This window comes from Alteromonas sp. CH_MED4-4 (assembly GCF_037029575.1).
GTDB lineage: Bacteria > Pseudomonadota > Gammaproteobacteria > Enterobacterales > Alteromonadaceae > Alteromonas > Alteromonas macleodii.
This window is the reverse complement of record NZ_JAYMEU010000001.1, coordinates 41102-52959: the sequence shown is the minus strand read 5'-3', so window position 1 is coordinate 52959 and position 11858 is coordinate 41102. Positions and strand designations below refer to the sequence as shown.

9 protein-coding genes are annotated in these 11858 nt (G+C 44.3%); 3 read left to right on the top strand and 6 right to left on the bottom strand.

Going from position 1 to position 11858, the window contains the following annotated elements:
* Nucleotides 1-76: 76 nt before the first annotated feature.
* On the bottom strand, nucleotides 77-994 hold the full coding sequence (locus tag WA381_RS00225) for a LysR family transcriptional regulator (RefSeq protein ID WP_231506566.1): 918 nt from the start codon (nucleotides 992-994) through the stop codon (nucleotides 77-79).
* A 77-nt stretch (nucleotides 995-1071) separates the two neighbouring features.
* Between WA381_RS00225 and WA381_RS00220 the strand changes: the two genes are divergently transcribed.
* From WA381_RS00220 to WA381_RS00210, 3 genes are read left to right on the top strand one after another with little or no spacing between them, the layout of a single operon-like run.
* Nucleotides 1072-1866 (top strand): CmcJ/NvfI family oxidoreductase, encoded by a 795-nt coding sequence (locus WA381_RS00220; RefSeq protein ID WP_156086895.1) that lies wholly within the window; start codon nucleotides 1072-1074, stop codon nucleotides 1864-1866.
* Complete coding sequence (locus WA381_RS00215; RefSeq protein WP_156086896.1) at nucleotides 1859-3196, top strand: aldehyde dehydrogenase family protein; 1338 nt, start codon at nucleotides 1859-1861, stop codon at nucleotides 3194-3196. Before WA381_RS00220 ends, WA381_RS00215 begins: the two co-directional genes overlap by 8 nt.
* Nucleotides 3197-3206: 10 nt before the next feature.
* Nucleotides 3207-3980 (top strand): 2OG-Fe(II) oxygenase, encoded by a 774-nt coding sequence (locus tag WA381_RS00210; protein WP_156086897.1) that lies wholly within the window; start codon nucleotides 3207-3209, stop codon nucleotides 3978-3980.
* A 168-nt stretch (nucleotides 3981-4148) separates the two neighbouring features.
* On the opposite strand, the gene WA381_RS00205 is transcribed toward WA381_RS00210, so the two are convergent.
* The 5 genes from WA381_RS00205 to WA381_RS00185 form a co-directional block, all read right to left on the bottom strand.
* Complete coding sequence (locus tag WA381_RS00205) at nucleotides 4149-5291, bottom strand: acyl-CoA dehydrogenase family protein (RefSeq protein ID WP_156086898.1); 1143 nt, start codon at nucleotides 5289-5291, stop codon at nucleotides 4149-4151.
* A gap of 97 nt (nucleotides 5292-5388) precedes the next feature.
* Nucleotides 5389-6390, bottom strand: a complete 1002-nt coding sequence (locus WA381_RS00200) for a helix-turn-helix domain-containing protein (RefSeq protein ID WP_156086899.1) — start codon at nucleotides 6388-6390, stop codon at nucleotides 5389-5391.
* A 79-nt stretch (nucleotides 6391-6469) separates the two neighbouring features.
* Complete coding sequence (locus WA381_RS00195; RefSeq protein ID WP_156086900.1) at nucleotides 6470-8113, bottom strand: AMP-binding protein; 1644 nt, start codon at nucleotides 8111-8113, stop codon at nucleotides 6470-6472.
* A 64-nt stretch (nucleotides 8114-8177) separates the two neighbouring features.
* Nucleotides 8178-10328 (bottom strand): 3-hydroxyacyl-CoA dehydrogenase NAD-binding domain-containing protein, encoded by a 2151-nt coding sequence (locus tag WA381_RS00190; RefSeq protein ID WP_156086901.1) that lies wholly within the window; start codon nucleotides 10326-10328, stop codon nucleotides 8178-8180.
* A 22-nt stretch (nucleotides 10329-10350) separates the two neighbouring features.
* Entirely contained in the window at nucleotides 10351-11559 is a 1209-nt protein-coding gene (locus WA381_RS00185) for an acetyl-CoA C-acetyltransferase (RefSeq protein ID WP_156086902.1), read from the bottom strand.
* Nucleotides 11560-11858 lie beyond the last annotated feature (299 nt).

The following is an 11858-nucleotide window of genomic DNA, read 5'->3' as shown; positions in this document are numbered from 1 at the left end:
AGTCTCAATTTGTGCTTCGCGGACGGGACTTTGATAACTATCGCAGTCATAGACCCTTCATTCGATATTTTACTTGCTAGCCCGGCGTAGAACGGCCCTCAATAGTATTAATCAACAGCTTTCTTATCCATAGAGTCAGTGGATCATTTGATAATCGATGATGCCATGTGCTGATAACATCAAATCCTGGCGGCGTTTCATTCAACTCGATCACGCGTAACTTTCGATTAGGTATAAGCGCACTTGGTACGAAACCACACAAGTCGGTACTGTGTATTGTTTCAATAGCTGCAGAGAAAGTAGGAAAAGACATAAAAACTTCTCTAGGATGGCCTTTCGCTTCAAACCAATGATGAATAGCCCCACTGAAATCGCCTCGAGAGGGCGAAACCACAACCTGAGGTATTTTTGATATTTGAGCCACCGTCATTTCATTTTTGCTTAGCTTACTTTGCGATGACACAACACATTTATAGCGTTCGCGATAGAGCGTTTCACTCGGGTATGTCGAAGGTGCTAACGACGGATTTGTGATAGCCAGATCTACTTCACCGTTTTTAAGGTCATTCGCCAAGCTATCTAGTTCTAATTTTTTTATCGCTATTTTTAACTTCGGCGCAAGTTGTCGAATGTCGGCAAGTGCACTCGGCAGCAGTGACACTTGCTCGAAGTCAGTGCATGCCAACGTGAAAGTCGTCGATGTCGTTGAAGGTGAGAAAGTTTCCGGTGTCAAAAGCGAATCAAAAGCTTCCAGCGTAGCCGTAACTTTGGGCTGTAAAGCGACGGCGAGCGCGGTGGGCTGTACACCATTTCCACTTCGAACAAACAGCCTGTCATTAAACACATTGCGCATTCTTTTTAAATGCTCACTCACGGCCTGTTGCGAAACACCTAACTGCTCCGCCACTCTTGATAAGTTTCTTACTTTTATAAGCGCAACAAACGTGCGCAACTGCTTAATGTCTAGCTGACTTACCATTTTTTGTTGTATCACATACATCATCCACTTGATTTTATTGTAATGGATAAAGGCGTAGGATCAAATCACAAGCTAAAGAACAGGATATGATTATGTTTTCAGTAAACTACGTTTCACCCGACGCCCCTTTGGTTTACGACCAAACGTATAAGGGCCCTGGCGCTTCAGAACTTACATCGTCAGTAGATAAACGAACTATTAGCGTTAGTGATATGCGCGCTGAAAAAAGCACGTTTTCACTGGAAAAAAATGGCTTTGAAGTTGTGTCGTTTTCACCCGACTTTGAAGCGTTTGAGGATGACGAGGCAATACAAAAGCAACTATATCCATATGTAATCGATATGTTGAAGCGCAGAATGAACAGTGATGACGTGATCATTTTTGATCATACTTATCGCTCGACTACCCGTGCGGATAAGTCTATTCACAATAGAGCCCCGGTAAGAACAGTACACAACGACTACACTGATGTATCAGCGAATCACCGCATGATGGAAGAGACAAAAGGGCAAGAGCATTTAAGAAACCGCGATTATACCTTGGTGAACCTGTGGCTTCCTGTACGAAATAAAGTGGAGTCATCTCCGCTAGCCATGGTCGATATATCTACCGTGCAGCCAACTGATTTTCAGCGACTCAAACTTATCTATCCCGATCGTATCGGTGAACTTGCTGCCATCACTTATAACCCTAATCACAAATGGTTTTATCAGTCGGAAATGACGCCGGGTGAAGGGCTATTGTTCAAAGTGTATGACTCTACATTTGAACAAGGAATGTTTGGGGTACCACACTCAGCTGTGGATGTTTTAAACGATGAAGCTAAAAAACCGCGTACAAGCCTAGAAATACGCGCAATCGTGTTTAGTGGTGAAAGCAATGAATAACATTTTAATATCTCGAAACCCGCTTGATGAACAGGAAGTGGGAAGCGTAAAGGTCGCAAGTAATGACGATATAGTTACTGTTGTAAACAACGCAAAACACGCCCAAATTGCATGGGGCAAGCTAACATCAGAGCAGCGAGCACAACTAATTATTGAAGCATTCTCGCGCCTAAACCGTGTTCAAGAGCAGTTAGTAAACCTTATTTCTAAAGAAATGGGTAAAGATCATCGTCGAGCTACCTATGAGGTGATGGGGGTCATACAAAGTGCGTCTTATCTTTGCCGAGAGATCATGCAAGCTATTGCACCAGTAAAGAAGCCAAGCGGCACAAAAATCTACTACCGTCCACTGGGAGTGGTGGGCGTGATTTCGCCGTGGAACTACCCTTTGGCTATGGCAAATAATTTACTTCTACCAGCACTTGTAGCAGGAAATACCGTAGTACTGAAACCCTCTGAAATCACTCCCTTGGTTGCTGAAATGTTCGTAAGAAAACTCAATGAAGTCTTGCCTAATGGCGTGCTGTCAGTTGTTCATGGCGACGGAGAAGTGGGCAAAGCACTTGTTGCCAGCAATATTAATATGGTCGCATTTACTGGTTCAGCGGCAGCCGGAAAACATATTATGGCGAGTTCAGCCAACAAACTTCATCGACTTGTTATGGAGCTAGGTGGCAACGACCCTATGATCGTTCTTGCAGACGCTGATATCAATAAGGCTGCTCGCTTTGCTGTTGCGAGTAGTTTCGAAAATGCTGGTCAAATGTGTACTTCAACGGAGCGTATTTACGTAGATGAGCGTATTCACAACACGTTTGTAGAACGCGTGGTGGAGATTGCAAAACAATATACCGTTGGGCCGTGGGACCAACCCAGAGTAAATATTGGCCCCATCGTTAATAAAAAGCAGCACCAGCAGATAATTCATCATTTAAAAGACGCGAAAGAAAAAGGCGCGCGTTTTTTACTGGGCAGCGATGATTACCTCCCCCCTTATATTCAACCCACCGTTATCGACGGTTTAACAGATGAGATGTTGATGGCAAAAGAAGAAACGTTTGGCCCGGTCGTCGCTATTGATAGTTTTAGCAATATCGATGAAGCCATCATGCGTGCGAACAACGTTCCCCTTGGTCTTGGTGCAGTCGTTTTTGGCGAGTGTAACGCTGCCTACGTAGCAGAAAATATGGAAGCTGGCATGGTGGGTATTAACGGTGGCCCAGGCGCAGGTGATGGTCCATGGGTGGGCGCGAAAGAAAGCGGCTTTGGTTATCACGGTTCACTTGAAGGGCATCGCCAGTTTACACAAGTACAAGTAATTAGTGCATGAGGGAAGTATCATGAAAGACAACTTTTTCGTTATAGCGCGTGAACCTGGCGCACAAAACCCAGCTATTCCTACATGGGCTGCCCATACAAATAACGCCTTTGCGCTTGATAGTTCATCAGCGCAAACTCAGCAACAAACGGTTCGCCGTGAAATAAGTGAAGTGCCTGGCGCCTACCAACTTCTGAATGTTTTTAGTGAACAAGAGTGTAGAAAACTACTGAAAACGTCGGAAGAGCTTGGCTACTTAAAAGATGCGGCAGTGTCACTACCCCGTGAAATTCGGCATAACGACAATGTAACTATCGTTGTAGATGATGCTACGGAGCGCTTGATATGGCAGCGCATTGAGGCATTGACTCAGCAAAACCTTACCATATTCGACGGTAAGAAACCGCTGGGTATTAATACTCGCTTTCGGTTTTACCGATATCAAGAGGGTGATTATTTCAAATATCATATTGATGGGGACTGGCCTGGCTCTAAAGTGGAAGGAGACAAGTTGATTCATAACGCCTATTCGGACAGGTATAGCAAAATGACGTTTCTTATTTTGCTTAACGACAATTTCGAAGGAGGAGAAACACAGTTTTTGGTTAATGCTGACCAGCCGGGAAAACCAGCGAAACGAGGCGACAGGCAAGCACAAGTAAATGTGCGAACGCCTGTAGGCGGTGTGCTCTTATTTCCACATGGACATCATTCATTGCACTGTTTACACAGTTCAACGCCAATAACGAAGGGCGTTAAATACATTATTCGCACAGATATGCTGTTTGAAATCTGACGGTAACTTAGAGCGTAGACGAACAGTGTATACTTGGCATCATGAGTAACACGATGCCTCGGCTTCCTTAACGCTAACGGCTTGAGGGCCAACCGCATACAGCATAAGCCGTCTATAGCGGTTGTTTCCGTCAAGCCAACGGTAAAGGCTGATTAGCGTATTAGGTAGCTATTTTAGCAGCTGCCTAGCAACGATAAGTTTCATAATTTCACTTGTACCGCCATAAATTCGCATAACGCGCGCGTCTGCGTATGCCCTTGCAACGGGGTACTCCAGCATGTAACCGTATCCACCGTAAAGCTGTAGGCACTTATCAACCACTTTTCCGAGTAGTTCAGTCACCAATAATTTAGCTTTTGATGCAAGTTCTGTAGTGAGGTCTTTCGTCAAATGTAATTCAATACAGCGGTCTGTAAAAGCGCGGGCCGCATCAATTTCAGTGTCTAAATCTGCTAAAACGAACTGAGTGTTTTGGAATGCCCCTATATTTTGGCCAAACGCTTTTCGCTCTTTAACATACTCAACGGTTTGCGCTAAAACAGATTCACACATTGCCATACAATGCACAGCGATTGTTAAGCGCTCCTGTGGTAACTCTGCCATTAATTGCGCGAAGCCACTTCCCTCGGGGCCGAGCAAATTAGACTGAGGCACTCTCACATCATTGAAAAATAATTCCGAAGTATCCTGAGACTTCATGCCAATTTTCGCTAAATTTGAACCTCGCTCAAAGCCGGGTGTATTTGCCTCAACAAGTATTAAACTTAAACCTTTTGCGCCAGCGGTTGGGTCGGTTACCGCGACAACAATAACCAAGTCAGCTAATTGACCGTTCGTAATAAACGTTTTACTTCCGTTGATAACGAAGTCATCACCCTCTTTTTTTGCTGTAGTTTTCATTCCTTGCAAATCAGACCCTGTTCCTGGTTCTGTCATAGCGATTGCCGTCACAATTTCGCCGGAAACACACGCGGGAAGGTATTTTTGTTTTTGCTCTTCAGTGCCTAATCTCGATAGATAAGGAACGACAATGTCAGAGTGTAATGGGAAACCTATTCCGTTTAGTCCAAGTCTGCCGATTTCTTCTGTAAGGATAACGTTGTATAGAAAGTCTAGACCCAGCCCGCCATATTCCTCTGAAACGAGCGGTGCTAAGTAGCCCTGCTCGCCCGCCGCTTTCCAAATTGATTTATCAACCTGCCCAATCTTTTCCCATTTTTCGTAATGTGGAACGGCTTCAGTTTGTAAGAATTTTCGAAAACTATCACGCAGCATCTCGTGCTCAGAACTAAATAAGGTTCTCGGTAACATGGTCCTACTCCAACGTTCAATGTAAGTTTCACAACATGTTAACAACCTAATTAGTGCTTACCGATGACCGAAAGCGCCAGAGAATAGACCAAAACGATCATTGACGTTCGCGCCATTCCCCAGGGGTGAGGCCAGTCCATTTCTTAAATGCGCGTATAAAGGCACTGGGTTCTGAAAAACCGACCAGATAGGCAATATTTTTAATGGAGGTGTCTTTTTGCGTAAGGTGGTAGGTTGCAATATCTTTCCTAACGCTTTCTTTTAATGCCGCAAAACTTGTATTTTCTTGGGCAAGATAGCGACGAACAGTCTGCGGGCTTTTATTCAGATCATCAGCCACCTTTTTGAGGGGTAAATTTTCTAAATTGTCGCACTCTCTCAACATGCGTTTAATTTGCGCCGTAATGCTGGCGTCAGACATGCGATTAATGAGTAAGTTGGAAAGGGAATGTATAAACTGAGTAACACTTTCTTCTTTTTGGGTAACAGGTAATTCTAGGTCGCTTCGATAAATACTTAATTCCGTCTGCGGCCTTTCGTAGTAGTGACGACAGGGAAGAGCAGAGTCTAAATCGTGTGAGTAAGTCGACTTTTTACCACTGAAATTCAGGCGATTAAGCGATATTCGATGATTTGTTACCCAAGACGACCATCTAAATACAAACAACATAAGCGTTATATAAACCAGCATGTCTGCATCCGACTCTTCTCGCTTTATGTTAATAACAATATTCGCTTCTTCACCGCTCTCAACCAGTTTTATATCTAAATCATCATGCAACAGCATTAGATATTTAAATAGTCTGAAATACGCATCTCGCAGTGTTTTACCTCGTAAGGCATACAGCACACCTATCTTCACGCCACCTAGTTTCGTGGGGCGCTCAAAAAAGCCTATGGTTTCATCGTTGAGTTTGATTGCCGCAAGTCGAACCAGTTTTCCCAACTTTTCTGACGGCAACCTAAAACTGGCTTCTTCAAAATCTTCCGCGTCATAACCCAACTCGGTAAATAACGCTTTAATCGAGAGCCCATGTTTTTCATAGCCGGCAAACAGGTGTTGTAAGGCTGCTTTTTGTAACGATTGCTTTTTCTTCATTGGCTTAAAGTTAGAACACTCTCATACATTGATCCCATCAATACCGTATCGAATACATGTAATACAAGGGATCTCGATATTAAACAAAGACAACCTCTTCCTTGTTTTCACAACATTTTAGGGCATCTGGCTTGAAGCAGCTTTCAATGGTTTTTCGATGGTATTTCAAGGTCGGGGTTAACATACCGTTATCAATTGTCCACGCAGCCCGAGTAATTAAAATATGCGAAATGCGCTCGTAAGGGGCAAGTGTGGTGTTTATTTTCGACAAATAATGCTTCAGCTTATCGCGCAACTCACTGTTTGTTAATAAACAAGCAGACTCAGAGCGTGTCGCTAACAAAATCGGTTGATTAAGCCCCTGCCCTACGACGATAAATTGCTCTATTTCCGGTACACCGCTGAAGCATTTTTCTAACGGTACCGGGTGAATGAATTTTCCTTTGGCTGTTTTGAATTCATCTCCTTTACGCCCGGTAACCACTAGGTTGCCATTCTCGTCATAAGTACCGCAATCACCCGTGTGAAACCACCCATTTTTAAGCACGCTTAGTGTTTTCTCCTCAGCCCTATAATAACCAAGCATCATACCCTCAGATCGCATAAGGACCTCGTTCTCATCGGACAGTTTGACCTCTACGATATCACCAATAGGTTTCCCTACTGTTCCCGCCGCGGGTATATCCTCAAAGCATCCCGTTCCTGTCGCAAAAGTCTCGGTCATTCCGTAAACTTCTCTTACTTTGATTCCCATATTTAAGTACCACTGGTGTACTTGTGGTTGCAGCGGCGCTGAACTGCTCAAGATCATATCAGCTCTAGAGAGGCCCAACATATATCGTATTTTATGCTTATCCTCTTTACTCAATGCAGCCTGTGCCTCAGGGGGAATTTTGCTATCTACCGACATTTTAAACTTGTCCCACAGCCTTGGAACCGCAAAGAAAAATGTAGGCTGCACGCTAACGATTTCGTCGCTAAAATCATCGAGACCTGCAGAAAATGAAATACAGGCATTACTATATAGGCCCGTAAACTCAACAAGGGCACGCTCTGCCATATGAGCCAGTGGCAAAAAAGAGAAAAGTGAGGCTCTATACCCTTCTTCTCGTGAAATTTTGAACTCTCTGGCGATAGAGGGCGTTACCTTTGCCGGCGCAGAATACAAGTGTATAACGCCTTTGGGGGTGCTCGTTGTGCCGGACGAGTATACTATTGTCATTAGACTATCGAGCTCTGCTTTTGGGTTGCTTAATACAAGACCAAACGTCTGCTGAATTTGCGCTAAATTGTGGTCTACCGCTATCGAGCAGCCGTGCATGCCCACTAGGGTGACGTTTGCCGTATTCCATTCTGCAAACTTTCGCTCTTGCCCACACTCACCAACAAACATTAGCGACACATCACATTCTTTTAGCACATGATTAGCGGCTTTAACCGACTGATTGGGGAATAAGGGCACGCTGATGTGCCCACTTAGCATGATAGCCAGATCTACCATGATCCAATCAGCTGAATTTGCTGACCAAAGCGCTATTTTACTTTGAGGAGGAAGGTTGCGAGAATGGATAAAGCAAGCTATTTTTCTAACTCTCTCTCCTACTTCTGCCCATGAATACTCCCTCCACTGCCCATTGCCTAAAGACTGCCGCAGAAATATGTCAGTAGGTGTTTTTTCTTCCCAATAATAGAAATAGTCTAACGGTGTTTTTAACTGGCTCATGCTATACGCCCCTTCAATCTAAATATGTAAAGCAACATTGTTCGAAAAAATAGGTGAAGTATTTCTAAAGAAATAATTCACCTGCTGCTATTTTCTTTCCTACAATGGCGGGGGCTTTAAATCGCTGACCATATTTTTCAGCAAGCTCTTCACACCTGGCTTGGAAGCGCTCAAGCCCATAGCTATTAACAAATTGAATGTATCCGCCTGTCCAAATGGGTGCACCTATCCCAAAGATACTGCCGATATTGGCATCGGCCACTGATTTCAACACACCCTGCTCCAAACACAGTAAGCTTTCTATTACGTTTATAAACAACAGCCTGTCTTTGATGTCACGATCGGAAATGTCGATGGTTGAGTCGTAATACATATCAAGTAATTGAGGCCAAATTGCCTTGTCACCATCAACATAATTAAAATACCCGCCCTCACCGTGATAGCGACCACCGCGATTGTGTTCCTTCACAAGCTTTTCGATGAGTTTGTTCCCTTCAGGCCAACGATCATCCTCGGCCTTTATCAAGCCCGCGGCTACTTGCGTTTCTCGTACTTTGATACCAATCGTTAAGCTTACTTCGTCATTTACCGTTAGTGGACCTACGGGCATCCCAATAGCTTTTCCTAAGTTATCAACTCTGACTGGATGAATACCCTCACTGACCATAGTTGCCGCCTCTTGTAATTGCGAGGCAAAGGTTCTGGAAGTAAAAAAGCCAACACTGTCGTTAACGACGATGGGGGTTTTCTTTATCTGCTGGACGAAATCGAATGCTTTTGCGAGGGTAGCGTCACTCGTTTTTTCGCCACAAATTATTTCTACCAGCGGCATTTTGTCGACGGGAGAGAAGAAATGCAGCCCAATGAAATTTTCAGGCTTGTGACTAGGTTCAGCCAGTTGAGTGATAGGAAGTGTTGAGGTATTAGAAGCCCAAATTCCATCTTCGGTTAGAAATTGCTCTGAGCCTTCAAGCACCTTGTGCTTCAGCGACATGTCTTCGAAAACAGCCTCTACAACAAGTTCACAGCCTTTCAAGTCTTCATCATTATCAGTAGCAATGATAAGTGAGAGAGCTTGCTCTTTATCTTGCTCAGTTGCTCGGCCTCTTGCTATTTTCTTATCATAAACTTTGGCCGTATAAGCTTTACCTTTCTGAGCTGCGTCAATAGACACGTCCTTTAACACGACCTCAATACCTAAACCTGCCGCTACTGCAGCAATGCCTTGCCCCATCATGCCAGCACCAATTACCCCAATCTTTTTGAATGTGAACTTTGTTTTCACGTCAGGGCGGCTTCCACCACCATTAATCTGATTCAATTGGAAGAAAAAAGCTGACATCATATTCTTTGCTTCAGGAGTAACTGGCAAAGAGGCAAATTTTCTGGACTCTATTCTAAGTGCCGTATCAAAATTAACGGTAACCGCTTGTACTGCTGTGTCTAAAATCGCTTCTGGCGCGGGTAACAAGCCCCTGGTTTTCTTAAGGAGCATATGCGGCGCCATTGCTACAGTTTGCGCTATGGAAGGCCTGTTGATATTTCCGCCGGGTATTTTGAAACCTTTTTTATCCCAAGGCTGAATAGCGACTTCACCGTTATCTTTGTTGTTAACAAGCCAGGCTTTACAATGTGAAATAAGCTCATCTTTGCTCTGTACAGTGGCGTCAATTAACCCAGTTTTCAAAGCTTGCTGCGGCCTGACTTTTTTACCTTCAAGAAGCATTGGAAGCGCTGCCTCTAACCCAATTAGATTTGTAAGCCTAACAACGCCTCCCGCTCCAGGTAATAGTCCCAACGACACTTCTGGTAAGCCAATTTCAATGCGGGGGTTATCTACACAAACGCGATAATTACTCGCTAAGCACAGCTCATAGCCACCACCTAACGCTGCACCGTTTATCGCTGCGACTACGGGAACCGGTAACTTCTCTAATCGACGGAACAACGACTTATTCGCCTCTACCGTATCGAAAATTTTGCGCTCATCTCCTGGCTCCATTGCCATAAGCATATTGAGATCACCACCAGCAAAAAACGTATCTTTAGCTGAAGTGAACACAACACCTGAAAAATCTGTTTCTTTTTCCAAAGTGTCTAGTGCTTCCGACATTTCGCGATAAAACTCGTCATTAATTGCGTTTACCGGTCCATTCATATCCATGGTAATGACTACAATGCCGTTATCGTCTTTTTGGTATTTAAAAGTATTCATGCTTTCCTCCATTATCCTTCGGTTACAGTCTTTCGATAATGGTGGAAATGCCCATGCCACCACCTACACAAAGTGAAATCATTGCGCGTTTTAACTCACGGCGTTCCAACTCATCTAACACCGTACTGACGAGCATACCGCCGGTAGCACCTAACGGATGTCCCATGGCGATTGCACCACCGTTAACGTTGGTCACCTCCTCACTAATACCTAATTCACGCATATACCTAAGCGCCACAGAAGCAAAAGCTTCGTTGATTTCCCAGAGGTCGATATCTTCTTTGCGAAGCCCCGCAATTTTTAAGCATTTTTCGGCAGCAGGTGCTGGCCCGATTAGCATAATAGAAGGTTCTGTAGAGGTAACCGCTCCGGCAACAATTCTTGCACGTGGGTATAACCCCAAATCTTTTCCTGCTTGCTCACTACCAATAAGCACGGCACTAGCACCATCTACAATCCCAGAAGAGTTACCGGGAGTATGGACATGGTTAATGCGCTCTATATACGGATACTTCGACAATAGTGTGGCGTCCATTCCCATTTCGCCCATTTTTTTAAAGGACGGTTTTAAACTGGCGAGCCCTTCTAACGTGGCATTGCCCCTAATGAAATCGTCTTTAGCTAATATCATTAAGCCGTTTGCATCTCGCACAGGTACTACTGAACGGTCGAAATACCCATTATCCCGGGCATAAGCTGCGCGTTTTTGTGAAAGAAGCGCATAATTATCTACATCATTTCGAGTCCAGCCGCCCAAGGTTGCAATCAAGTCAGCGCCAATACCTTGGGGTGGTGTTTTTTGCGTCATTACAAACTCGGGGTCAAACATCATCGAAGCCCCCGCGGCTCCCATGGGGACCCTAGACATAGACTCCACACCACCAGCTACAATTAACTGATTCCAACCCGACATAATATTTTGAGCCGCGGAATTGACCGCTTCTAAGCCTGAAGCGCAAAACCTGTCCATTTGTACGCCTGCCACACTCTCATCCCACCCAGCAAACTGCACAATTGACTTGGCAATATCGCCACCTTGCTCTTTGATGGGACCAGTACAACCCAACATTACGTCGTCGACGTAGGACGTATCTAGGTCGTAGCGTTTTTGCAATTCACGTAATAAACCCGCACCCAGCTCTATAGATTTCACTTCATGAAGCGAACCATCAGACTTTCCCTTACTGCGTGGTGTTCTCACCGCATCAAAAATATAAGCTTGTATTGCCATAACACCATTCCCCTTTGCTGTATCAGCGACGCCACAGTACATGGTGAAACCTTTACTATTTCACTGAGACCACGGCCTTGTTAAAAAAATGTTGCTTAAAACTATAGAGAGAATGGACGAAAAAACGATGACTAAAGGCACCATATAAATTGACTAAAAGTGACAAATAAGTCGATTACGTGCACGACACGAAAGATATCGCAGCAGCATGTTGTATTTTGTCAATAATGCTGAGCTTTCTGGTCATTAATAATTGCGCTGTAAAAACATAGATTGTTAAAACAAAGTAAATTTTGGCC